At 64.9% G+C, this 22,152-nt stretch carries 21 protein-coding genes; 14 read left to right on the forward strand and 7 right to left on the reverse strand.

Annotation, left to right across the window (positions count from 1 at the left end; all coding sequences use genetic code 11):
• The first annotated feature begins 2 nt into the window (after window positions 1-2).
• From N2602_RS06030 to N2602_RS06075, 10 genes are all read left to right on the forward strand, one after another.
• Window positions 3-1,658: a nitrite/sulfite reductase gene (locus tag N2602_RS06030; protein ID WP_260382051.1), complete on the forward strand. Its 1,656-nt coding sequence runs from the start codon at window positions 3-5 to the stop codon at window positions 1,656-1,658.
• Window positions 1,645-2,160, forward strand: coding sequence for a DUF934 domain-containing protein (locus tag N2602_RS06035; RefSeq protein WP_260382052.1), 516 nt, complete (start codon window positions 1,645-1,647; stop codon window positions 2,158-2,160). The genes N2602_RS06030 and N2602_RS06035 overlap by 14 nt, the downstream gene beginning before the upstream one ends.
• Complete coding sequence (locus tag N2602_RS06040; protein ID WP_260382053.1) at window positions 2,157-2,882, forward strand: phosphoadenylyl-sulfate reductase; 726 nt, start codon at window positions 2,157-2,159, stop codon at window positions 2,880-2,882. The genes N2602_RS06035 and N2602_RS06040 overlap by 4 nt, the downstream gene beginning before the upstream one ends.
• A gap of 114 nt (window positions 2,883-2,996) precedes the next feature.
• Window positions 2,997-4,004: a sulfate ABC transporter substrate-binding protein gene (locus tag N2602_RS06045; protein WP_373569517.1), complete on the forward strand. Its 1,008-nt coding sequence runs from the start codon at window positions 2,997-2,999 to the stop codon at window positions 4,002-4,004.
• Window positions 4,005-4,091: 87 nt separating this feature from the next.
• A complete protein-coding gene (gene cysT / locus N2602_RS06050) occupies window positions 4,092-4,877 on the forward strand; it encodes a sulfate ABC transporter permease subunit CysT (RefSeq protein WP_246570639.1) in 786 nt (261 codons plus the stop codon).
• 9 nt (window positions 4,878-4,886) lie between these two features.
• Window positions 4,887-5,798: a sulfate ABC transporter permease subunit CysW gene (gene cysW / locus N2602_RS06055; RefSeq protein WP_260382054.1), complete on the forward strand. Its 912-nt coding sequence runs from the start codon at window positions 4,887-4,889 to the stop codon at window positions 5,796-5,798.
• Window positions 5,788-6,822, forward strand: a complete 1,035-nt coding sequence (locus N2602_RS06060; protein ID WP_260382055.1) for a sulfate/molybdate ABC transporter ATP-binding protein — start codon at window positions 5,788-5,790, stop codon at window positions 6,820-6,822. Before cysW ends, N2602_RS06060 begins: the two co-directional genes overlap by 11 nt.
• Before the next feature lie 107 nt (window positions 6,823-6,929).
• Entirely contained in the window at window positions 6,930-7,433 is a 504-nt protein-coding gene (locus N2602_RS06065) for a CAP domain-containing protein (RefSeq protein ID WP_212254186.1), read from the forward strand.
• Between the two features lie 78 nt (window positions 7,434-7,511).
• Window positions 7,512-8,687: a patatin-like phospholipase family protein gene (locus tag N2602_RS06070; RefSeq protein ID WP_260382056.1), complete on the forward strand. Its 1,176-nt coding sequence runs from the start codon at window positions 7,512-7,514 to the stop codon at window positions 8,685-8,687.
• Between the two features lies 1 nt (window position 8,688).
• Entirely contained in the window at window positions 8,689-9,477 is a 789-nt protein-coding gene (locus N2602_RS06075) for a 3-hydroxybutyrate dehydrogenase (protein WP_260382057.1), read from the forward strand.
• Window positions 9,478-9,591: 114 nt separating this feature from the next.
• Here N2602_RS06075 and N2602_RS06080 read toward each other — a convergent pair whose 3' ends face one another.
• Together N2602_RS06080 and N2602_RS06085 are read right to left on the reverse strand one after the other, a co-directional pair.
• The gene (locus tag N2602_RS06080; protein WP_260382058.1) at window positions 9,592-10,950 is read right to left on the reverse strand and encodes a flippase; all 1,359 of its coding nucleotides are present in this window, start codon (window positions 10,948-10,950) and stop codon (window positions 9,592-9,594) included.
• A 146-nt stretch (window positions 10,951-11,096) separates the two neighbouring features.
• Window positions 11,097-11,936, reverse strand: coding sequence for a protein-disulfide reductase DsbD domain-containing protein (locus N2602_RS06085; protein WP_260382059.1), 840 nt, complete (start codon window positions 11,934-11,936; stop codon window positions 11,097-11,099).
• Between the two features lie 142 nt (window positions 11,937-12,078).
• On the opposite strand from N2602_RS06085, the gene N2602_RS06090 reads away from it, so the two are divergent.
• Window positions 12,079-12,720, forward strand: a complete 642-nt coding sequence (locus N2602_RS06090; RefSeq protein WP_172784868.1) for a YqgE/AlgH family protein — start codon at window positions 12,079-12,081, stop codon at window positions 12,718-12,720.
• Window positions 12,721-12,908: 188 nt separating this feature from the next.
• Here N2602_RS06090 and N2602_RS06095 read toward each other — a convergent pair whose 3' ends face one another.
• A complete protein-coding gene (locus N2602_RS06095) occupies window positions 12,909-13,796 on the reverse strand; it encodes a TauD/TfdA family dioxygenase (protein ID WP_172784867.1) in 888 nt (295 codons plus the stop codon).
• Window positions 13,797-13,892: 96 nt separating this feature from the next.
• Window positions 13,893-14,672: an SDR family NAD(P)-dependent oxidoreductase gene (locus tag N2602_RS06100; RefSeq protein WP_260382060.1), complete on the reverse strand. Its 780-nt coding sequence runs from the start codon at window positions 14,670-14,672 to the stop codon at window positions 13,893-13,895.
• A 100-nt stretch (window positions 14,673-14,772) separates the two neighbouring features.
• Here N2602_RS06100 and N2602_RS06105 point away from each other — a divergent pair, with 100 nt between their 5' ends.
• Together N2602_RS06105 and N2602_RS06110 are read left to right on the forward strand one after the other, a co-directional pair.
• Window positions 14,773-15,510 carry an SDR family NAD(P)-dependent oxidoreductase gene (locus tag N2602_RS06105; protein WP_260382061.1) on the forward strand — a complete coding sequence of 246 codons (738 nt, stop codon included), beginning with the start codon at window positions 14,773-14,775 and terminating at the stop codon, window positions 15,508-15,510.
• A 79-nt stretch (window positions 15,511-15,589) separates the two neighbouring features.
• Window positions 15,590-15,964 carry a CsbD family protein gene (locus N2602_RS06110; protein WP_172784864.1) on the forward strand — a complete coding sequence of 125 codons (375 nt, stop codon included), beginning with the start codon at window positions 15,590-15,592 and terminating at the stop codon, window positions 15,962-15,964.
• A 134-nt stretch (window positions 15,965-16,098) separates the two neighbouring features.
• On the opposite strand, the gene N2602_RS06115 is transcribed toward N2602_RS06110, so the two are convergent.
• Together N2602_RS06115 and N2602_RS06120 are read right to left on the reverse strand one after the other, a co-directional pair.
• Complete coding sequence (locus N2602_RS06115) at window positions 16,099-17,811, reverse strand: SGNH family hydrolase (protein WP_260382062.1); 1,713 nt, start codon at window positions 17,809-17,811, stop codon at window positions 16,099-16,101.
• Between the two features lie 168 nt (window positions 17,812-17,979).
• On the reverse strand, window positions 17,980-19,362 hold the full coding sequence (locus N2602_RS06120) for a lytic murein transglycosylase (protein ID WP_260382063.1): 1,383 nt from the start codon (window positions 19,360-19,362) through the stop codon (window positions 17,980-17,982).
• A 207-nt stretch (window positions 19,363-19,569) separates the two neighbouring features.
• Here N2602_RS06120 and N2602_RS06125 point away from each other — a divergent pair, with 207 nt between their 5' ends.
• Window positions 19,570-20,445, forward strand: a complete 876-nt coding sequence (locus tag N2602_RS06125) for a UTP--glucose-1-phosphate uridylyltransferase (RefSeq protein ID WP_172784861.1) — start codon at window positions 19,570-19,572, stop codon at window positions 20,443-20,445.
• 111 nt (window positions 20,446-20,556) lie between these two features.
• On the opposite strand, the gene N2602_RS06130 is transcribed toward N2602_RS06125, so the two are convergent.
• The gene (locus tag N2602_RS06130; protein ID WP_260382064.1) at window positions 20,557-22,053 is read right to left on the reverse strand and encodes a diguanylate cyclase; all 1,497 of its coding nucleotides are present in this window, start codon (window positions 22,051-22,053) and stop codon (window positions 20,557-20,559) included.
• Between the last annotated feature and the right edge of the window lie 99 nt (window positions 22,054-22,152).

The raw sequence follows: 22,152 nt of genomic DNA on the forward strand, positions 1-22,152 counted from the left end.
TTATGTACGCTTACGACGAAATCGACCGCACGCTCGTCAACGAGCGCGTCTCGGAGTTCCGCGACCAGGTGAAGCGGCGCCTGTCCGGAGAGCTCACCGAGGACGAGTTCAAGATTCTGCGTCTGCAGAATGGCGTCTATCTGCAGCTGCACGCTTACATGTTCCGCGTCGCGATTCCCTACGGCACGCTGGCGACGAACCAGATGCGGGCGCTTGCCCATGTCGCGCGCAAATACGACCGCGGCTATGGCCACTTCACCACGCGGCAGAACATCCAGTTCAACTGGATCAAGCTCGCCGAGCTGCCGGATGCGCTCGAAGACCTCGCCAAGGTCGGCATCCACGCGATGCAGACCTCCGGCAACAACATGCGCAACGTCACCTCGGATCAATGGGCCGGCGTCGCGCCGGGCGAGATCGAGGATCCGCGCATCTGGTCTGAGCTGATCCGTCAGCACACCACGCTGCATCCGGAATTCTCGTTCCTGCCGCGCAAGTTCAAGATCGCGATCACCGCCTCGGACCACGACCGCGCCGCGATCAAGATCCACGACATCGGCCTGCGCCTGATCAAGAACGAGAAGAACGAGACCGGCTTCGAGGTTCTCGTCGGCGGCGGTCTCGGCCGCACGCCGTTCATCGCCAAGACCATCAAGCACTTCGTGCACGGACGCGACATCCTCAGCTACATCGAGGCTATCTTGCGCGTCTACAACCAGTACGGCCGCCGCGACAACATCTACAAGGCGCGCATTAAGATCCTGGTGCACGAGCTCGGGATCGAGAAGTTTTCGCGCGAGGTCGAGGACGAGTGGCAGCACATTCGTAACTCCTCGCTCCAGATCGACGACGAGGTGATCGAGGACATCCGCTCGCGCTTCACCTATCCTCCTTACGAGAAGCTGCCGCACATGCCGGACGAGCTGCGCCAGGCCGCGGCCGATCCGGACTTCGAGGCGTGGCGCAAGAACTCGGTGGCGCCGCACAAGGTGCAGGGCTATTCGATCGTCACGATCTCGCTGAAGCCGACTGGCGGGCCTCCGGGCGACGCCACGGCCGAGCAGATGGATGCGCTGGCCGATCTCGCCGACAAATATTCCTTCGGCGAGATCCGCGTCGGCCATGAGCAGAACCTGGCGCTGCCGCACGTCGCCAAGCGCGATTTGCCGGCGCTGTGGAAGGCGCTCGACAAGCTCGGGCTCGCGACGCCCAACGTCAATCTGATCACCGACATCATCGCGTGCCCGGGGCTCGATTATTGCTCGCTGGCGAATGCGCGCTCGATTCCGATCGCGCAGGAGCTGACGCGGCGCTTCGCCAACCACGAGCTGGCCAACCTGATCGGCCGTCTCCACATCAACATCTCCGGCTGCATCAATGCCTGCGGCCATCACCATGTCGGCCATATCGGCATTCTCGGCGTCGAGAAGAACGGCGAGGAGGTTTACCAGATCACCATCGGCGGCCGTGCGGACGAGAATGCGGCGCTCGGCACCCTGATCGGTCCCGGCGTGAAGTTCAACGAGGTTGCCGACGTCGTCGAGGACATCGTGGAAGCTTATCTCGCGCTGCGCGAGCGGCCGGAAGAGCTGTTCATGGACGCGGTGAAGCGCCTCGGCGTCGAACCCTTCAAGGAGCGCGTCTATGCCACTCGTTAACGGCGGAAAGATCGTCGATGACAGCTTTGTCAAGCTCGCCGTCGACACGCCGCTGCCCGAGGGCGGCGACATCCTGGTGCCCGCCGAGCGCTTCCTCGGCGAGGCCGAGGGCTTGCTCAAGCGTTCGGGCAAGGTCGGCGTGATCTGGCCCAACAGTCGCGACATCAGCGAGCTCGTGCCGTATCTCGGCAAGATCGCCGCCGTCGCGCTGGTGTTCCCGACCTTCCGTGACGGACGGGCCTACAGCCAGGCGCGGCTGCTGCGCGAACGCTACAATTACCGCGGCGAATTGCGCGCGACCGGTCAGGTGCTGCGCGACCAGTTCGTGTTCATGCTGCGGGCCGGCTTCGATGCCTTCGAGGTCAAGAAGCAGGCCGACGCCGAAGCCTTCATGCAGACCGCCAAGCGCTATTCGGTGTTCTACCAGCCGACCGGCGATGGCCGCATCACCGCGCTGCACCGGCGCATGCAGCTGCGCCACTCCGAAGGGGTCAGCACGTGAACGCGATCGCGCCACAGGTTTCGCCCGTGTCTGCGCTGCCTTCGGCGGACGAGCTCGATCGCGCCCTGCGCGATGCCTCGCCCGCGGAGGTCATTGCCGCGGCGCTGAAAACGGTCGGGCGCGAGAAGCTTGCGCTGGTGTCCTCCTTCGGCACGGAATCGGCGACGCTGTTGAAGGTGATGGCGGACGTCGATCCGGCGATCCCCGTGATCTTTCTCGACACCGGCTGGCTGTTCGAGGAGACGCTGGCCTATCGCGATACCCTCATTGCGACGCTGGGCCTGAAGGACGTCCGCTCGATCAAGCCCGCCGAGGAGACGCTGTTGCGCGAAGATCCCGACCGCGACCTCTGGTTCTCCGATCCCGACGCCTGCTGCCGCATCCGCAAGGTCGAGCCGCTGGCGCGTGCGCTGAAACCATTCGACGCCTGGCTCAACGGCCGCAAGCGTTTCCAGGGCAATGCGCGCGCCGACATTCCGGTCGTCGAGGACGATGGCGCGCGGCTGAAGTTCAATCCCTTCGCCAACGTCTCGCGCGAGGAGATCGAGGCGATCTTCTCCCGCGCCAAATTGCCGCGACACCCTCTGGCTGCGTCAGGATTCCTGTCGGTTGGGTGTATGCCTTGCACCAGCCGAACGGCTGAGGGCGAGGATGCACGCGCCGGCCGCTGGCGTGGCAGAGCCAAGACAGAATGCGGCATCCACACGATGAAGACTTCGTAGCACAGTCGCGCTGCCACGCTGCGAACAAGAAAATCAGGTTCCGTTGACACAAGAGCGTTTCGCCGCGAGTTATGCCTGCCGTCGATGACGCCGATGTCGTCGAGGTGAATGGAGATGGACATGATGCGCCGTATCGTTCCGCTCGCCGCGGGATTGCTCGCGACGGGGTTCTGGGCAGGCTCGGCTCTGGCCGCTGACATCAATTTGCTGAACGTGTCGTACGATCCGACGCGTGAGCTCTATGTCGAGTTCAACAAGGCGTTCGCGACCGCCTATCAGAAGGAAACCGGCAAGAGCGTCGAGATCAAGCAGTCGCACGGCGGCAGCGGCTCGCAGGCACGCGCGGTGATCGACGGCTTGCAGGCCGATGTGGTGACGCTTGCGCTGGCCTATGACATCGACGCGATCGCGAACAAGGGTCTCACCGCGGCGGATTGGCAGAAGCGGCTGCCGCAGAATTCATCACCCTATACGTCGACCATCGTCTTCCTGGTGCGCAAGGGCAATCCCAAGGGCATCAAGGACTGGGACGATCTGCTCAAGCCGGGCGTTGCCGTCATCACGCCGAACCCGAAAACGTCGGGCGGTGCACGCTGGAATTATCTGGCGGCCTGGGGCTTTGCGCAGAAGAAGTACGGCTCGACCGACAAGGCCAAGGACTTTATTGGAAAACTTTACCAGCAGGTGCCGGTGCTGGATACCGGTGCGCGCGGCGCTACGGTGACCTTCGTGGAGCGCGGCGTCGGCGACGTGCTGCTCGCCTGGGAGAACGAGGCTTATCTTGCGCTCAAGGAGTTTGGTCCCGAAAAATTCCAGATCATCGCACCGCCGCAGTCGATCCTCGCCGAGCCGCCGGTCGCGATCGTGGACAAGGTTGCCGACAAAAAGGGCACCCGCAACGCGGCCGACGCCTACCTTCAATACTGGTACACCAAGGAAGGGCAGGAGATCGCCGCGCGCAATTTCTACCGTCCGCGCGATGCCGAGACCGCCAAAAAGTACGAAAATTCCTTCGCCAAGGTCGAGCTGTTCACGATCGACGACGTCTTCGGCGGCTGGACCAAGGCACAGAAGGAACATTTTGCAGACGGCGGCGTTTTCGATCAGATTTACAAGAACTGATCGGGCGCTGTCGTAGAGGCTTTAGCAGGGGGCCTGGTGAGCGCACTCGCAGCACGACGCCGCACATTGCCGGGCTTCGGTCTCACCATGGGACTGACGCTTTCCTGGCTGTCCGTGATCATCCTGATTCCGCTCGCCGGCCTGTTCCTGAGATCGCTCGAGCTCAGCCCCGAGCAGTTCTGGAATATCCTCTCCAGCCGCCGCACCCTGAACGCGCTCCGCGTCTCGTTCGGCCTCGCCTTTGCGGCGGCCTGCGTCAACCTGGTGATGGGCAGCATCATCGTCTGGGCGCTGGTGCGCTACCGCTTCCCCGGCCGTCGCATCTTCGATGCCATCGTCGACGTGCCGTTTGCGCTGCCGACGGCGGTGGCCGGCGTCGCGCTGACGGCGCTGTTCGCCGAGAAAGGTTGGCTGGGAGCGCCGCTCGCCGCGCTCGGCATCAAGGTGGCGTTCACGCCGGTCGGCATCTTCGTCGCCATGATCTTCATCGGCATTCCCTTTGTTGTCCGCACCGTGCAGCCGGTGCTCCAGGATCTCGACCCTGAAATCGAGGAGGCAGCCGGCAGCTTGGGGGCCAGCCGCTGGCAGACCATCGTCCGCGTGATCCTGCCCTCGCTCGCACCGGCGCTGCTCACGGGCCTCGCGCTCGCCTTCGCCCGCGCGGTCGGTGAATACGGCTCGGTGATCTTCATCGCCGGCAATCTGCCCAACGTCTCCGAGATCGCGCCGCTCTTGATCGTGATACGCCTGTCCGAATTCCGCTACGCCGATGCGACCGCGATTGCGGTGGTCATGCTGGTCGTCTCCTTCGTCATCATCTTCACGGTCAATCGGCTCCAGCGCTGGGCGCGGAGCCGGATTCCGGCGCGCTGAGGGCGGATCATGACGATGCAGATCGCAGATTCCGTGTCGCTCTCGGCCTCCGACTCGAAGGCACGCGCTCACGCGGCGGCAGCGCGGAACAATTTGCGCACCGAGCCGCGCACTGTCCGCATCGCCATCATCACGCTGGCGGTGCTGTTTCTCACCGTTTTCGTCGTGCTGCCGCTCGTCGTCGTGTTCGCGCAGGCATTCTCCCGCGGCATCCTCGCCTATTTCGCCGCGCTCGCCGAGCCGGAAGCGATGGCGGCGATCAAGCTGACGTTGATCGTCGCGGCGATTTCCGTCGGACTCAATCTGGTGTTCGGCCTCGTCGCCGCCTGGGCGATCGCGAAATTCGAGTTCCCGGGCAAGACCTTCCTGATCACGCTGATCGACCTGCCGTTCTCGGTCAGCCCGGTGATATCGGGCCTGGTCTTCGTGCTGCTGTTCGGCGCGCAAGGTTTTTTCGGAAGCTGGCTGCGCGAGCACGACATCCAGATCCTGTTCGCGGTTCCCGGCATCGCGCTCGCCACCACCTTCGTGACCTTCCCCTTTGTGGCGCGCGCGCTGATTCCCCTGATGCAGGAGCAGGGCACGCAGGAGGAGGAGGCCGCGATCTCGCTCGGCGCCTCGGGCCTGCAGACCTTCTTCCGCGTCACCCTGCCCAACATCAAATGGGGCGTGCTCTACGGCGTCCTGCTCTGCAACGCGCGCGCGATGGGCGAGTTCGGAGCGGTCTCGGTCGTCTCCGGCCACATCCGCGGCGAGACCAACACCATGCCGCTTCTGGTCGAGATCCTCTACAACGAATACCAGTTCGTCGCCGCTTTCGCGATCGCCTCGCTGCTCGCAATGCTTGCGCTGATCACGCTCATCGCAAAAACAATTCTCGAACGTCATCTCGACGAAGGACAAGACGCCAGTGACGATTGAAGTCAGGAATCTCGTCAAGAAATTCGGCAGCTTTGCCGCTCTCGACGGCGTCGACCTCAAGGTCGACAACGGCGAACTGCTGGCGCTGCTCGGCCCCTCCGGATCCGGCAAGACCACCTTGCTGCGGATCATCGCCGGCCTCGACTGGCCGGACTCGGGCGAAGTCTTCTTCAACGGTGAGGACGCGCTGGCGCAAGGCGCCCGCGAGCGTCACGTCGGCTTCGTCTTCCAGCACTATGCGCTGTTCCGCCACATGTCGGTGTTCGAGAACGTTGCCTTCGGCCTCCGCGTGCAGCCGCGCGCGGTCCGAAAGGACGAGGCCGCGATCCGCTCGCGCGTCAAGGAGCTGCTCGATCTGGTGCAGCTCGACTGGCTCGCCGACCGCTATCCCAGCCAGCTCTCCGGCGGCCAGCGCCAGCGCATCGCGCTCGCCCGCGCGCTCGCGATCGAGCCGCGCATCCTCCTGCTCGACGAGCCCTTCGGCGCGCTGGATGCCAAGGTCCGGAAAGAGCTGCGCAAATGGTTGCGCTCGCTGCATCACGAGATCAACGTCACCTCGATCTTCGTCACCCACGACCAGGAGGAGGCGCTGGAAGTCGCCAATCGCGTCGTGGTGATGGACAAGGGCCGGATCGAGCAGGTCGGCTCGCCTGACGATGTCTACGAAACGCCGGCGAGCGCCTTCGTTCACGGCTTTATCGGCGAGTCCATCGAGTTGCCGGTCCAGGTCGAAGGCGGCGTGATCAGGCTCGGCGACCGGCCGCTTCAGCTCGCCGCGGAGGGCCTGACGCCTGGCGCGTCAAAGCTTTTCGTACGGCGACATGACATGCTGGTCGGCCCGCCCGGCAGCGGGGCCTTCGAGGGCGCGGTCCAGCATGTCCGCAATTTCGGCCCGGTGCAGCGGGCGGAGGTGGCCCTGTCCGGCGGCGAGACGATCGAGATCGACGCCCCCCGCGACAAGGAACTACGCGCCGGCGACACGATCGGTCTCAATCCGCGTCGCTACCGGATATTTGCGGGCTAAGTCTACCGTCATTCCGCCCCGGAATGACGGCTCAAATTCTCTTCAATATTCACCTTTCAGCCATTGTTGGTATGCAACAACGGCCCCTCATTTGGGGGCCCCGATTCATGCGCGCTGCGGCCGCAATTCTCATCATGTTGCTGCTCGCCGGCTGCGCCGGCAACGAAGCACCGGTCCAGCAGCCGTCGATGTATGCCGACATGGCGGTCCCGGGCTCGAAGCTCGACGTCCAGGCGGCTGCGATCATGATCTCGCAATACCGCCAGAACAACGGGCTCGGCACGGTCGTGGTCGACCCGGATTTGACCAGGCTCGCCGAATCCCAGTCGGGCGCGATGGCGGCGGCCAACAAGATGGACCACGACGTCCGCGCGCCGCTGGCCAAGCGTCTGGCCTCTGGCGCCTATCCTGCCACCGTGGCGGTCGAGAACATTTCGGCCGGCTATCATACGCTGGCGGAAGCGTTTTCCGGCTGGCGCGACTCGCCTCCGCACCGCGCCAACATGCTCAAGGGCGGTGTCACAAAATTAGGCATCGCGGCGAGCTATGCTCCAGGCACCAAGTACAAGGTGTTCTGGACCATGATCCTGGCCTCGACGGAGCCGCGATAAGCCAGACTTGATCCCGGGATGCATTGACGCCGCGGCGGAGTGTCGCCACGGTGGCCAGCCTTTTGCTATTGTTCCCATATGACCGATCATAGCCCGGAATCCGCCAGCGTCCCCGCGAATGCGCAACGCGTCCTGGTCCTCCAGGGCGGCGGTGCGCTCGGCTCGTACCAGGCCGGCGCCTTTCAGGCGCTGTGCGGCTACGGCTTCGATCCGGAATGGGTGGCCGGCATCTCGATCGGCGCGGTCAACGCCGCCATCATCGCCGGCAACGAGGGTCGCACCCGCGTCGAGCGGCTCAAGGAATTCTGGGAAATGGTGTCGGCCCCGGTGCCGTGGAAGCCGGTCGGCAAGAGCGACCACAGCCGCGAGCTGTTCAATTCCACCAGTGCTGCGCTGATCGCGACCTTCGGCGTGCCCGGCTTCTTCACGCCGCGCATTCCGCCGGCGCCGCTGTGGCCGCCGGGGCATCCCGAAGCGGAAAGCTATTACGACACCGCGCCGCTGAAGAAGACGCTGGAGCGTCTCGTCGATTTCGACCGCATCAACGATCTGAAGACACGCCTGTCGGTCGGCGCGGTCGGCGTCACCTCGGGCAATTTCAAATATTTCGACAATTACGAGTTCAAGAAGCTCGGCAAGAAGATCGGCCCCGAACACATCATGGCCTCCGGCGCGCTGCCGCCGGGATTTCCTTCCGTCGTCATCGATGGCGAGCATTATTGGGACGGCGGCATCGCCTCCAACACCCCGCTCGACTACGTGCTCGATGCCGAGGTCGCACGCGACATGCTGATCTTCCAGGTCGATCTGTTTTCCGCGCGTGGCGACCTGCCGAATTCGCTGCTGGAGGCCGCCGAGCGCGAGAAGGACATCCGCTATTCCAGCCGCACGCGGATGAACACCGACAAGAACAAGCAGCTGCACAACGCCCGCAGGGCCGTGCGCGATCTGATCGGCAAATTGCCGGACTATCTCAGGAACGATCCTTCCGTCGAATTCCTGGCGAAAGTGTCGCGCGAAAGCACCGTCACCGTGGTGCATTTGATCTATCGCAGCAAGAACTACGAATCCTCGTCCAAGGATTACGATTTCTCGCACGTCGCCATGGTCGAGCATTGGGAAGCCGGCGTACGCGACGTGCACCTGTCGATGCGCCACAAGGATTGGCTGGAGCGGCCGCAGTCCGGCGAGACCATGGTGACCTACGATCTCACGGGGGACGTCACCGCGCCCCCGGCAAAAAGGAGTGAATAGAATGGGTACTCTGTCAGGCAAGAACGCCGTCGTGACCGGATCGACCAGCGGCATCGGGCTCGCTTACGCACGCGCCTTCGCCGCCGCCGGTGCCAATGTCGTCATCAATGGTTTCGGCGCGCCGGAGGACATCGAGAAGGAGCGCGCCAAGATCGAGTCCGATTTCGGCGTGAAGGCGGTCTACTCGCCCGCCGACATGACCAAGCCCGCGGAGATCGCCGGCATGATCGCGCTCGGCGAGAAGTCGTTCGGATCGGTCGACGTCCTCGTCAACAACGCCGGAATCCAGTTCGTCTCGCCGATCGAGGAATTCCCGCCGGAGAAATGGGACCAGATCATCGCAATCAATTTGTCCTCGGCGTTCCACGCCATCCGCGCCGCGGTGCCCGGCATGAAGAAGAAGGGGTGGGGCCGCATCATCAACACGGCGTCGGCGCATTCGCTGGTGGCCTCGCCCTTCAAGTCGGCCTACGTCTCGGCCAAGCACGGCATCGCCGGTCTCACCAAGACCGTGGCGCTGGAAGTCGCGACCCACAAGATCACCTGCAACTGCATCAGCCCGGGCTATGTCTGGACCCCGCTGGTCGAGAAGCAGATCCCCGACACCATGAAGGCGCGCAATCTGACGCGCGAGCAGGTCATCAACGATGTCTTGCTCGATGCGCAGCCGACCAAGGAGTTCGTCACCTCCGAGCAGGTCGCCGCGCTCGCGCTGTTCCTGTGCAGCGACGACGCCGCCCAGATCACCGGCACCAACCTCTCGATCGACGGCGGCTGGACCGCGGAGTAAGAGGCGAGGCCGTAGGGTGGGCAAAGGCGCGTAAGCGCCGTGCCCACCATTTTTCCGCGATTGAGAAAGAGCGGTGGGCACGCTTCGCTTTGCCCACCTCACGAATTGCGATCGCTATTTCCCGAACGCCAGCACGTGCAGCCCCAGCCGCTGCCGGACGATCCAGAACAGCAGCACGGTCTCGAAGCTCAGTGAGATCGAGGTCGCAGCCGCCGCGCCGTGGCCGCCGTAGCGCGGCACCAGCGCGATGCAGAGCACGACATTCATCACGAAGGCCAGCGCGTAGGCCAGCGCGCAGATCTTCTGCTGGCCGAGCATGTTGAGCAGCCGTTCCACCGGGCCGATGGCGGCGCGGACCACGAGGCCGATCGCGGCCACGAACATGATGTCGTAGCCGATCATGAATTGCGGTCCGAACAGCCACAGCAGCGGCTTGCCGAGCGCGAGCAGCACGATCGTCGCGGCCAGCGACGGCCAGAACGTCCAGTTGATGGCGTGCGCGACGTAAGCCGACAGGCGCGCCTTGTCGCCGCTGGCATTGTATTCGGCGAAGCGATGCGCCGTCGTCGCCGACATCGCGTAATGGATGAACGAGACCAGCGCCAGCGTCTTCACCACGGCGAAATAGACGCCGACCTCGTCGGAGGGACGGAATTGCTGCAGCACCAGCACGTCGGTGTAGGACAACAGCAGGTAGAAGCTCTCGACCAGCAGAATCGGCAGCGAGACGGTGAGCCAGCCCTTGACGTCATAGACCTTCGGTCCCGGTGTGACGTGATCGGCGAGCTTGCGGTTCAGCACCACCATCTGCCCGGCCATCGCGATCCACACCGCGCCCAGGCTCGCTACCATCGCGGCGACCGCGCCAAGGTGATAGCCGAGCAGAAAGGCGAGCGCGGTGATGCCGATGATCAGCGCCTGGCGGATGATGAATTGCGGCATCAGGCCGAGCTGCATCCAGTCGTGCGAGCGCGCGATGCCGTCCTGGGTGTTGGCGACGACGAAGGCGGGCAGCGTCATGCAGCCGATATAGAGCGGCAGCACCTCGGCCGGATCGATCCAGGGCGACAGCAATCTGACGATGCCGGCAAGGCCGAGCGACACCAGCGTGGACACGGCAAAGGTCAGCCAGCGGCTGCCGGAGAGAAAGCCGCGCAGCAGCGCTTGCGCGCCGCTGGCGCGGTACTCCGGAATGATTTTTTGCGCCGAGGCCGAGATGCCGAAATCCATCATGCTGCCGAGCAGCAGCACCCAGGTCCAGACATAGACGTAGATGCCGTAATCGGACGTGCCCATCCAGCGCGCGAGCAGGACCTGCGAGACATAAGCGAGGCCGGCGCTGATGACGCGGATGACGAAGATGGTGCCGGCGAGCCGCCGCGTCAGCGACGCCTCGCTCGATCCGCCCGCGAGCTTGGCGCGCAGCCGCGCAATCAGGCCGGCCGGTCCGGTCGTTGCGGGTGGTGCATCCATCACGGCCAATTCGAAGAATCCCCAGGGCGACCTGCAGCGGCAGGTGAGGGACTAGCAACGATTCGTTAAGATTCGGTTGGGCGGTGTGCGGTGGCCCACTCTCGGCTGGAGCGGGAGCTCGGCAACGTACTCGCGTTGACCTGGCCTCACTCCAAATTCGTATTGAACTCGTACGCCTTCTCCGGCCCGACCAGCGTGAACTTCAGCGCGGCGCCCTCGGGCTTGGCGCCCGGCGGCAGTCCGTCGAGCTCGAACGAGAAGCGTATCACCCCCGGCGGGCCGTGCTGCACCGGCGCCGGAATCGGCAGCGCCCAATCGGGTGTCGGGCCTTCCACGAACAGATTGACCTTGCGGCCGTCCGGCGTCACCACGTCGACCACCACGTTCTTGGGCCCGTCACGCTTGACGTCGCGAATGGTGAGCGGATTGGGGTCGCCGATATTGGCGGGCTTCGGCACGGTGTCGAGCGCGGCGCGCAAGTTCGCATCCTCGGTCGAGGCGACGCTGTTGAAGCCGAGCTCGGCGCTGGCCTCCACGGGAATGCAGAGCTTCTCGCACACCGCGTAGTTGATCTCGGCGCGCAAGGTCACCGGCTTGTCCGCGGCCTTGGCGACGATGCGCAGGGGCAGCACGACCTGGTCGCGATAGCCGATCGAATGGCCGCCCGCGCCGTCGTCGAATTTCAGCGGTGCCGGCCACATCACCGTCACCGCTTCGACATTATCGGACTTCGAGAAGTCGAACCGGGGTGGAACGCCGGAATCGCCGGGCGACCGCCAGTAGGTCTTCCAGCCGGGCTGCAGCTGGAAGGCAATACCGCCGAGCAAAACCGCGCCGCTGCGCGATCCCGCCAGCAGCCGCACCGCGGAATGTCCGTCGCGCTGCCAAGGCGAGGCGTCATCGGCACGGGCGGCGGTGGCCAGCGCCGACGCGAGCAGGGTTGTTGCGACGCCAATCGCCGCACGCAGGGGAACTCTCGTAAGCATAGCACGTCTTTACAGGGTGGCCCCGGGCCAAACCATTGAATTGCGTGTGATGGATGCACTTGAATCAAGTCGCCGCAAGCCTTGATTTGACAGCCGACCGGCCCGACATCAGGATAGGAATTGAAACCGGAGTGCTTGAGCGATGGCTCCCACAGGCAAGAGGACGGGCGAAAGCACCCGCAGCTCGGGCGCCGCGTTGCCCAGTTCCGGCTATCTCGACGGCCGGCTCCTGATCGCAATGCCCGTGATGGGCGATTCCCGCTTCGAGCGCTCGGTGATCTATCTCTGCGCCCATTCGGCGGAAGGTGCGATGGGCATCATCGTGAACCATCCCGCCGGCAGCATCGATTTCCCCGAGCTCTTGCAGCAGCTCGGCATCATCAAGAAGGGCGAGCACATCAAGCTGCCGGAGAACGCCGAAAGCATGAAGGTGCTGCGCGGCGGCCCGGTCGACACCGGGCGTGGCTTCGTGCTGCATTCCAGCGACTTCTACATCGAGAACGCGACGCTGCGGATCGATGACGGCGTCTGCCTGACTGCGACGGTCGACATTCTGCGCGCGATCGCCAACGGCTCCGGCCCCAAGCACGCCATCCTCGCGCTCGGCTATGCCGGCTGGGCGCCGGGCCAGCTCGAGACGGAGATCCAGAGCAACGGCTGGCTGCATTGCGACGCGGATGCGGATCTGATCTTCGGCGACGACGTCGACGACAAGTACAACCGCGCCTTGCAGAAGATCGGCATCGATCCCGGCATGCTCTCGAACGAGGCCGGGCACGCGTAGCTGGCGCTGAGTGTAGCTGGCCTCCCACCACGTCATTGCGAGGAGCGAAGCGACGAAGCAATCCAGAAACCCGACGCGGAGGGATTCTGGATTGCTTCGCTTCGCTCGCAATGACGGAGTGTGTTGAAACGCCCGCGCCCTGTCGTCTGCAACTCTGTCGTTGCTGCCTTCACCACGACGACAGCGCCTTACTCCGCCGCCTGCTGCTGCACCGTCGGCTCCGTCCCCGCCACCGTCGCGCGGCGCATGTCGCGGGGCTGGGACTGGTCGTAGCGGCGGACCCGGTGCATGGTCTGGCGGTTGTCCCACATCACGAGGTCATGCAGCTTCCATTTGTGCACGTAGACGAACTCAGGCTGCGTGGCGTGCTCGTTCAGATCGCGCAGCAACAGCCGCCCCTCGGGCACGCTCATGCCGACGATCTTGCCGGCATGCGATGACAGATACAGCGACTTGCGGCGATGCACGGGATGCGTGCGCACCAGCCGCTGCAGCACCGGCTTGAACATCTCCTTCTCTTCGTCGGTGTATTCGGTGAAGCCGAGCGATCCCCGCGAATACATCAGCGAATGCTCGCAGACGAGGTCCTCGATCTCCGCCTTGGTCTCGTCGTCGAGCGCGTCATAGGCCGCGCGCATGTCGGCGAATTCGGTGTTGCCGCCCTTCGGGTTCACCACGCGCGCCGACAGCAGCGAGAACTTTGCGGGGATGGGACGGAACGAGCTGTCGGAGTGCCACAGGCAATTGCCGAGGTTGAACAGATTGGCGCGGCTGTCCTTCGGCAGCGGCTTGCCGTCCTTGCCGAGGTTGGAGACGTCGTTCAGGCCCGAGGTGAGGCGGTGTTCATCCGCCTTGGTGATGTTGCCGCCGCGCGCTTCCTCGCGCTGGCCGAAGTTCAGCGCGAACGCCATCTGCTGCTCGTCGGTGATGTCCTGATCGTGGAAGACGAGCACGGCGTACTTGTCCATGGCGGCCTCGATCTCGCGCGCCTGATCCGGCGTGAGCGGCTTGCGCAGATCGAGGCCGGATACCTCGCCGACGAAATGTTTCTGAAGCTGCCGGATGGCGATGGTCATGGCGTTCCTCCCGCATTGACGAGCGGTTTTCCCGCTCTGTTTGTGGAAAAAATGACTCCCGCATCCGGCGATGTCAACGCGCCGCGCGCATGGCTCTCACGCGTTCCGCGCCATCAGCCCGCCGTCGACCGGGATCACCGCGCCGGTGAGGAAGGACGCCGCGGGCAGGCACAGGCTCAGCGTCATATGCGCGACCTCTTCAGGGTCGCCGTAACGGCCGAGTGCGGTGCGGCGCTTGGCGTAGATGGTCTTGTGCTCCTCCGGGATGCGGTCGGTGATTCCCGTGCGGATCGGTCCGGGACAGATGCAGTTGACGGTGATGCCCTCGCGGCCGAGCTCCACGGCAAGCGAGCGGGTGAGGCTCACAACGCCACCCTTCGCGGCCGAATACGGACTGTGCAAGGCGGTAGCGCCGAGCGCCTCGGTCGAGGCGATGTTGACGATGCGCGGGCTCTTCGACTTGCGCAGATGCGGCAGCGCGGCGCGGATGATGCGCGGATGCGCCGTCAGCATCACGGCGATGCCCTTTGCCCAGGCGTCCTCATAGGTCTCATCGTCGATCGCGACACGCACCGAGATTCCGGCATTGTTGACGACGATGTCGAGACCGCTGAAATGCGCGGCGACATCGCTGACCACACGCTGGATCTCGCCGCCGTCGGCGACATCGAGCTTCCACGCCCTTGCCGCGCCACCGCTCGCCGCAATCTCCTTGGCGACGTCATGCGCGCCTTGCTCGTCGAAATCAGTGACGGCGACATTCGCACCTTCGTTAGCGAATATGCGCGCGGTGGCGCGTCCCATGCCGCTGGCTGCGCCGGTGACGAGCACGGTGAGGCCCTTCACGGACCGGCTGAGCTCCCTGAAGTCGGACATGCTGTTTCCTTGCGCCGAGCTGGTTCTTGTTATGATTGACAAGGCTGGCATCGATCCGCAGACAGGTCAAACAAGCAGAAAACACCAGGGGAGGCCGCGAATGGCAAACGAGCTCGATTTCTCAGGCAAGCAGGTGCTGGTGGTCGGCGGTTCCAGCGGCATCGGCAACGGCATCGCGCAGGCCTTTCGCGCCAAGGGCGCAACAATTGCGGTCTGCGGCACGCGTGCTCACGCAACGGAATATTCGGCCGAGGAAGGCTCCGATCTCGAAGGTCTTGCTTACGCGCAGCTCGACGTCAGCAATCCCAATGCCATCGAAGCGTTCAAGCCGTCGTTCGAACGTCTCGACGTCCTGGTGCTCGCGCAGGGCGCGGTGATCTACCGCCGCGGCGAATTCGAGATGGCGGGTTTCCGCAAGGTCGTCGAGGTCAATCTGATGAGTCTGATGGCCTGCGCGACGCGCTTTCATTCCATGTTGCGGGATGCGAAGGGCGCCCTGATCATCGTGTCCTCGACTGCGGCCTATCATTCCACCATGGGCAATCCCGCCTACAATGCCTCGAAGACCGGTGCGGTCGGATTGACGCGCACGCTGGGCGAGGCCTGGGCCGAGGACGGCATCCGCGTCAACGGCATCGCGCCAGGGCTCGTCGATACCAAGATGACGAAGGTGACGACCGAAAATCCGAAGCGGCTGGAAGGCGCACTCGCACGCATCCCGCTGCGGCGATTGGGCACGCCGGCCGACATGGCGGGCGCGGCGCTGTTCCTGGCTTCGCCGCTGTCGTCCTACATCATCGGCCAGACGCTGGTCGTCGATGGCGGCCTGATTCTGTAGGCCAAGATTCTGTAGGCCAAGCCAAGGAACCGCGCTGCGTCTGATCGGTTACTTCGGCTGACCACCGAGGAGGATCATCATGGACACGGATCGGATTGTTGGATCGGCGAAGGAATATGCCGGGCGCGCGGAAGGCGCGATCGGCGACATGGCAGGCGATGCCAAGACGCAGGCGTCGGGCAAGGCGCGGGAAGCTGCGGGCACGGTGCAAAATCTCTACGGCCAGGCCAAGGATGCCGTGCGCGAGGCCACGGACACGGCCGCGGGCTATGCCAAGGACGCCTATGAGAACAGTGGCGAGACTTTCCGCGACGGCTCGAAGGCCATCGCGCAGAAGGTGCAGGACAACCCGCTCGGCGCGCTGCTGGTTGCCGGCGGCATCGGCTTCGCGCTGGCGCTTCTGATGTCGCGTCCCGCCCGTCGCCCGCCGTCACGCTGGCGCTATTACGGCTGATTGTCGTGCGTCATTCCGGGGCGCGCCTCTTGGCGCGAGCCCGGAATCCATTCAGCAACATTGCCGGTGGCACGATGGATTCCGGGTTCGCGCTATGCGCGCCCCGGAATGACATCTGAAATCGTCAGAGACGATTACCGGAACATCTCGGCCGAGCGGCCAACGTTGCCCGGCGGACGCGGGACCCCAGGATTGGGATTCGGATTGCGCGGTCCGGGTGCCGGCGTCAGCTGGCGCGGAGCCGGCGGGGGCTGCGGCGAGCCGAAGCCGAAGAAATCCCTGAACGAGGGCGTTGCCTGGGCCGGCTGCTGTGGCGGGAGCGGCGGCTTCTTCGGCGCGAGCTTTGGCGGCGCGATCGCGGCGGCCGCGCCCGGTGCGCCCTGAGCCGCCCCGCCGTCCGGCGTCGTTGCCGCCATCGGCGTATCGCCCTTGGCCTGCTCGCGGCCGACTTCCCGGCGCGGCCAGGCATAATCGTCGGCACGGCCGGCGGGAGCTGCCAGCGGCTCACCCTTCACCATGGTCTTGGCCGCGAGCGCATCGACGGCGGCGGGACGCGTGCCTGGTCCGCCCAGCAATTGATCGGTCGAGATCGAGGCTGCAACCAGCGGCACGATTGGCCCGGCCAGCGGCCGCGGCGCGGGCTTGCCCGGCTCGGCGCTGGTGTCGGGGGTCGCAGGCTCGCTCGGCAGCGCGATCGGGCCGGAGCGTCCTGCAAGCAGGCGCGTGATCTCGCGCTCGACATAATGCGCGAGTTTTCGCGCGCCCGGCTTTGTGAAGTAGACGCCGTCCGAGCTGCGGAGTTGGCGGATCTGGCCTTCGAAGTCCGGGCCCTTCTGCAGGAAGCGGCCGGCCTCGTCGACGAAGCCGTCCCAGACGTCGACATAGGTGATGCCGGCCTTGGCCGCGCCCTCACGATACAGCGAATCCAGGAACAGTGTGTCCGCGGTGCCCTTCGGTCCGCGAACTGCGGGCAGGCCGACCCAGAGCACCGGCACGCCCTTGGCCTTGAGCACGCCCGCGAGCTCCTCGATCTTCTTGCCGTAGAGCTCGACCCAGCGCTCGTCGCGGAATTCATAGAGGCCGTTCGGGTTGCGCGCAGTCTTTTCCGGCGCGGCCGCCGGCGTGTCGGCGTTGTCGGCGTCGTCCTGCGGCAGGTCGGCATCGGCAGGCTTGTCGTCCGGCTTGGCGGCGCCGTCGGGCTTGGCATCGCCGGGCTTCGCCGGTGGCTTGGCGCGTGCGCCCTTGTCGTTCTTCTTGTCCTTGTCTTTTTCCGCGGCTGCCTTGTCGGATTTGTCGGCGGCCGGCTCGCGGATCGCGACGCGGTCGTTGAGGCCGAGCATGACGACGATCACGTCGGGCTTCTCGGTCTCGAGAATGCCCTTGGCCGCCGCGGCCCAGTCCGCGGGCTCGCCCTTGGGCTGGTACTTGATCAGGCCGGACGTGGTCTTGTGCTTGCGGATCACGCCCATGTCGGGCTGCTCGGCGTAGGCGTCTTCGAGGCCATAGGCGAGCCAGTCGGCCATGGCATCACCGATCACCAGCACGTTCTTCTCAGGAATGGTGTCGCGCTTGGCCGGTGCCGGCGCGCGCGAAAAATCCTGGCGCGGCGCTTGCTGCGGCTGCTGCTGGAATGGTGCGAAGAAGTCGCCGCCGAACCAGCCGCCACCTCCGCCGCCCCGGGGTGGCGGTGGTGGGGCCGAACGCTGCGGCGGCCCGCCGAAGCCGGGGAAGTTGAAGAACTGTGCCGAAGCCGGTGCCGCCACCGACACCAGGATCGCAAGCGCCGTCCCCAGCGCGATCAACGGGCCGGTCTCGGTCAGCGCCTTGAACAGGGACTTCTTCGACATGCGATCTCGGGCGCGCAATGGAGGATCGGAGTTAGCTTCATATAATAACGGAATCAGGCGCCAAACGGGCAAATTCCATCGCAGATTCTTGTCCATAGACCGGGGAACACCAGTCCCGGTCAAGGTTTTCAGGCAAAATCCGCCTTCAAGGTTACTTCAGGCGCGATATTACCGCCCGCGCAGCCGGTCCAGCACGTCGGACGAGGCAAAACCGTCGGCGGGGGCCCCGATCGAGGCCTGGAAGTTGCGCAAGGCTTCCCTGGTCTGGCCGCCGAACTGGCCGTCCGGGGTGCCCTTGTAGAAACCGCGCTGGGCCAGCAGCTGCTGCAGCTCCAGCCGCTCGGTCCGCGATAGCTCGCGCTCCTGGCGCGGCCAGGGCTGCACGAAAGGCTGTCCCCCGCGCAGCCGGTCGGCGAAATGGCCGATCGCCAGCGCATAGGCCTCGGCCGGGTTGTACTTCATGATGACGCGGTAATTCTGCAGCATCAGAAAGCCCGGTCCCTGCGCGCCGGCCGGCGCCAGCAGGTAAGCTTTCTCCGCCGGCTGCGGGAAGGGTTGGTTGTTTGGACGCTTGAGCCCGAGCTTCTCCCATTGCGCGATCGGCATCGCCTTGGCGCGGTCGGCCAGCATGTAGTTGAAGCCTTGCGGCACCACGACCTCGTAGCCCCAGGTCTGGCCGGGCTGCCAGCCGTCCTTCTTCAGATTGTTGGCGGTCGAGGCAATCAGGTCGGTCGGATTGTCGACGACGTCGCGCCGGCCGTCGCCGTCTCCGTCCACCGCGAAGCGCTTGAACGCGGTCGGCATGAACTGGGTCGGGCCGAAGGCGCCGGCCCAGGAGCCGCGCAGCTGCTCCGGACGCAGATCGCCGCGGTTGAGGATCTCCAGCGCGGAGAGGAATTCGTCCTTGAAATAGGCCTGGCGGCGGCCGATGCAGGCGAGCGTCGCGGTCGATTGCAGCACGCTGCGATCGCCCATCTGCGTCGAGTAATTGGACTCGATGCCCCAGATCGAAGCGATGATGGTGCGGTCGACACCGGTGGCTTTCTCAGTCGCGTCGAACTGCGCCTTGTATTTGGCGAGGACCTCGCGGCCCTTGGCGAGGCGGTTGTCGTTCACCAGGATGTCGAGATAGTCCCAGATCGACTTGGTGAATTCCGGCTGCGAGTCCATGAGGTCCATGATGCGCAGGTCGGGCGAGAGTCCGGCGGTGAAGCGCTGAAAGTTCTCCTGCGTGACGCCGCGCCGTGCAGCATCGGGCCACATCGCAGCGACGCAATTGTTGAAGTTGCCGGCGGCCTCGCGGATCGCGGCGGCCGTCATCAAGGGATGGCCGGAGGCGCCGTCCTCGCCGCTCCAGGGCAATGCTCCCGTCGGCGCGCCGCTCGGGCCAGGTGTGGGTTGCGCCGGTGCCGGGTTCGATCCCGAGAAGATGCCGCCGAACAGGTTCGACAGGCCGTTCTGTGCCTGCGCTTGCGCGCCGGCCGGCAGCAGCAAAGCGGCCGCAACGACTGCGCCGCCAGCCCGTCTCGCCAGTCCTGCCATTGATTGCATCATATCCCACCCGTCGGCCTGAAAACCCGCCACAGGAGGCCTGGTTAGCGTTGCCAATAGCTTAACAAAGGTGAAATTTTGGTGACGGCCTTTTTCTTAACTCTGTCGGGGCGAGGCCCCACATCCGCCTTTGTTGGCGGCTGCAAACAGGCTAGCAAGAATGCCATTGCTCCCGTCCCATGTGCCCCAAGGTATTCGATCGATCCCATGAAGATTCGCAAAGCTGTATTCCCCGTCGCCGGCCTCGGCACCCGCGTTCTGCCTGCCACCAAGGCAATGCCGAAGGAAATGCTGACCATCGTCGACAAGCCCCTGATCCAGTACGTCTATGACGAGGCGAAGGAAGCCGGCATCGAGCACTTCGTCTTCGTCACCGGCCGCAACAAGGCTGTCATCGAGGATCATTTCGACCGGATGTTCGAGCTCGACGCGACGCTGGCCGCACGCGGCAAGAAAGCCGAGCAGGACATCCTGGCGCAGAACCAGCCGGAAGCCGGCGCGGTCAGCTTCACCCGGCAGCAGGCGCCGCTCGGCCTCGGCCACGCGGTCTGGTGCGCGCGCGACATCGTCGGCAACGAGCCGTTCGCCGTGGTGCTGCCGGACGAGCTCGTGCTCAATACGCCGGGCTGCCTGAAGCAGATGATCGAGATGGCGTCCTCGCTCGGCGAAAAATCCAATCTGGTCGCGGTCGAGGCGGTGCCCGATCATCTGACCCACCAATACGGCATCTGCGGCGTCGGCAAGCGCAACGGCAAGATGTTCGAGGTCGACGGCATGGTCGAGAAGCCGGCCAAGGGCACGGCGCCCTCCAACCTCTCGATCACCGGTCGCTACATCCTGCAGCCGGAGATCTTCAAGATCCTGGAGACCCAGGAGCGCGGCGCCGGCGGCGAGATCCAGCTCACCGACGCCATGATCGGGCTTGCCAAGACGCAGAAATTCTACGGCGTCGAGTTCGAGGGCGAGCGCCATGATTGCGGCTCCAAGCCCGGCTTCCTGCGCGCCAACATCGCCTACGGCTTGAAGCGCCCGGAATTGCGCGACGGCCTGATCGCGGAGATGAAGAAATATCTGGGGCAGTAGCCCGCCGTCGTCATTGCGAGGAGCGAAGCGACGAAGCAATCCAGTGATGTATCCGCGGAGAGATACTGGATTGCTTCGCTTCGCTCGCAATGACTGCGAGAGAACAGCGCCTCACGCCACCAGCGACAGCTGCGGCAGGCTCGCCACCACCGACTGGTTGCGCCCGCCGGCCTTGGCGGCGTAGAGCGCCTTGTCGGCGGCGGCGACCAGCAGCGCCCAGTCCATGCCGGCGGCGGGGACGAGGCTGGCGATGCCGCAGGACACCGTCGACATCGCCTGATCGTCGGACCAGCCCTGCACCTTGAGGCGGATCGTCTCCGCCACCTTGAAGGCATCGGCGGCCGAGGTGTTCGGCAGCAGCACGGCGAATTCCTCGCCGCCATAGCGCGCCGCGCAGTCGCCGGCGCGGCTCACCGAATCGGAAATGCAGATGGCGATGCCGACCAGCACCTGGTCGCCGGCCTGATGGCCGAACGTGTCGTTGTAGGCCTTGAAATGATCGGCATCGATCATGAGCAGCGCGATCGGCGCCTTCTGGCGCATGGCGCGCCGCCACTCGACGTCGATGACGGAATCGAACTTGCGGCGGTTCTTCAGGCCCGTGAGCGCGTCCGTCGTCGCCAACTCCTCGAGCTTGCGCTCGGCCTCGGCGCGCCGGCCGATTTCGCGCGCGAGCACGAGCGTCGATCCCAGCACGAACAGCGCGAGCGCCAGCACCACGGCGCCGATGCGGATCGCCTCCTTCTGCCAGAGCGCGAACACCGCGGCCAAAGGCTTGCCGGCGACCACGAACAGCGGACCATTGTTCTTGCTGCGGACATAGAGTCGCGGCGTCGGATCGACCGGGCCCTGTCCCGAATAGGAGGCGCCGACCCTGAGATTGTCGGCCTTCCAGTTCTGGCGGTCGTTCAGGTTCGTGCCGATGACGTCGAGATCGAATGGCCGCCGCATGATGATGGTGCGGTCGCGCTTGAGCACGGTGATGGTGTCGTCGGGGTCGAGGTTGAGCCGATCGAACAATTCGTGGAAATAGCTGAAGCGGATCGAGCCGGCGACGACGCCCATGAAGCCGCCGTCCGCGTCGCTGATGCGCCGGCTCAGCACGATCGAGTAGGCGCCGCGAAACAGCATGGGACGGCTGATGAACAGCTCCGCGCCGGGATTGTCCCGGTGAACCCTGAAATAGACTTCCTCGCTGCGGTCCTCCGGCAGCGGATCGAGCGTGGAGGCGTCGATGGTCAGCCGGCCCTCGGCGTCGAACACCTGGATGGCGCCGAAATGCCTGGCGGTGGTTGCGTGGTCGAACAGGATCAGGTGACGAATCGGCTTCGAGACCGTCGCCAGCTCGGGCAGCAGCATGTTGCTGGCGACCGCCTTCAGCGACAAATCGTAGATCTCGACGTTGCGGCTGACGTCGGACTCGATCGTGGTCGCAAGGTTTTCCAGCGTCTGGCGGGCGAGCGCCTCCTCGCCGCGGCGCATGTCGAGCATGACGTTGACGCAAATGGCGGAAAAGCCGATCACCGTCACCACGGACGAGATGATCAGCAGCTTCGCCGAAATCCGCCACGGCCGGCGGGCCGCAACGTCGCGCCATCCAGAGAACATTGTTCGCTCCTGTCCATAGTGGATGCGCCCGAAAGCTTGCGTAGTGTTTAAGCCGCGACGGCGCTGCTGCAATGAGTTAAGAATCGGTTTATGCGGCTG

The organism is Bradyrhizobium sp. NC92 (genome assembly GCF_025200865.1).
GTDB lineage: Bacteria > Pseudomonadota > Alphaproteobacteria > Rhizobiales > Xanthobacteraceae > Bradyrhizobium.

Excerpts from the sequence above, each read along its gene's own strand:
- N2602_RS06090 (WP_172784868.1), top strand. The coding sequence starts at position 12,079 with ATGGCTCCCACAGGCAAGAGGACGGGCGAAAGCACCCGCAGCTCGGGC.
- N2602_RS06105 (WP_260382061.1), top strand. The coding sequence starts at position 14,773 with ATGGCAAACGAGCTCGATTTCTCAGGCAAGCAGGTGCTGGTGGTCGGC.
- N2602_RS06085 (WP_260382059.1), bottom strand. The coding sequence starts at position 11,936 with ATGCTTACGAGAGTTCCCCTGCGTGCGGCGATTGGCGTCGCAACAACC.
- cysW (WP_260382054.1), top strand. The coding sequence starts at position 4,887 with ATGACGATGCAGATCGCAGATTCCGTGTCGCTCTCGGCCTCCGACTCG.
- N2602_RS06030 (WP_260382051.1), top strand. The coding sequence starts at position 3 with ATGTACGCTTACGACGAAATCGACCGCACGCTCGTCAACGAGCGCGTC.
- N2602_RS06100 (WP_260382060.1), bottom strand. The coding sequence starts at position 14,672 with ATGTCCGACTTCAGGGAGCTCAGCCGGTCCGTGAAGGGCCTCACCGTG.
- N2602_RS06035 (WP_260382052.1), top strand. The coding sequence starts at position 1,645 with ATGCCACTCGTTAACGGCGGAAAGATCGTCGATGACAGCTTTGTCAAG.
- N2602_RS06130 (WP_260382064.1), bottom strand. The coding sequence starts at position 22,053 with ATGTTCTCTGGATGGCGCGACGTTGCGGCCCGCCGGCCGTGGCGGATT.
- N2602_RS06070 (WP_260382056.1), top strand. The coding sequence starts at position 7,512 with ATGACCGATCATAGCCCGGAATCCGCCAGCGTCCCCGCGAATGCGCAA.
- N2602_RS06075 (WP_260382057.1), top strand. The coding sequence starts at position 8,689 with ATGGGTACTCTGTCAGGCAAGAACGCCGTCGTGACCGGATCGACCAGC.
- N2602_RS06095 (WP_172784867.1), bottom strand. The coding sequence starts at position 13,796 with ATGACCATCGCCATCCGGCAGCTTCAGAAACATTTCGTCGGCGAGGTA.
- N2602_RS06125 (WP_172784861.1), top strand. The coding sequence starts at position 19,570 with ATGAAGATTCGCAAAGCTGTATTCCCCGTCGCCGGCCTCGGCACCCGC.
- N2602_RS06110 (WP_172784864.1), top strand. The coding sequence starts at position 15,590 with ATGGACACGGATCGGATTGTTGGATCGGCGAAGGAATATGCCGGGCGC.
- N2602_RS06045 (WP_373569517.1), top strand. The coding sequence starts at position 2,997 with ATGGACATGATGCGCCGTATCGTTCCGCTCGCCGCGGGATTGCTCGCG.
- N2602_RS06080 (WP_260382058.1), bottom strand. The coding sequence starts at position 10,950 with ATGGATGCACCACCCGCAACGACCGGACCGGCCGGCCTGATTGCGCGG.
- cysT (WP_246570639.1), top strand. The coding sequence starts at position 4,092 with ATGGGACTGACGCTTTCCTGGCTGTCCGTGATCATCCTGATTCCGCTC.
- N2602_RS06065 (WP_212254186.1), top strand. The coding sequence starts at position 6,930 with ATGCGCGCTGCGGCCGCAATTCTCATCATGTTGCTGCTCGCCGGCTGC.
- N2602_RS06115 (WP_260382062.1), bottom strand. The coding sequence starts at position 17,811 with ATGTCGAAGAAGTCCCTGTTCAAGGCGCTGACCGAGACCGGCCCGTTG.
- N2602_RS06120 (WP_260382063.1), bottom strand. The coding sequence starts at position 19,362 with ATGCAATCAATGGCAGGACTGGCGAGACGGGCTGGCGGCGCAGTCGTT.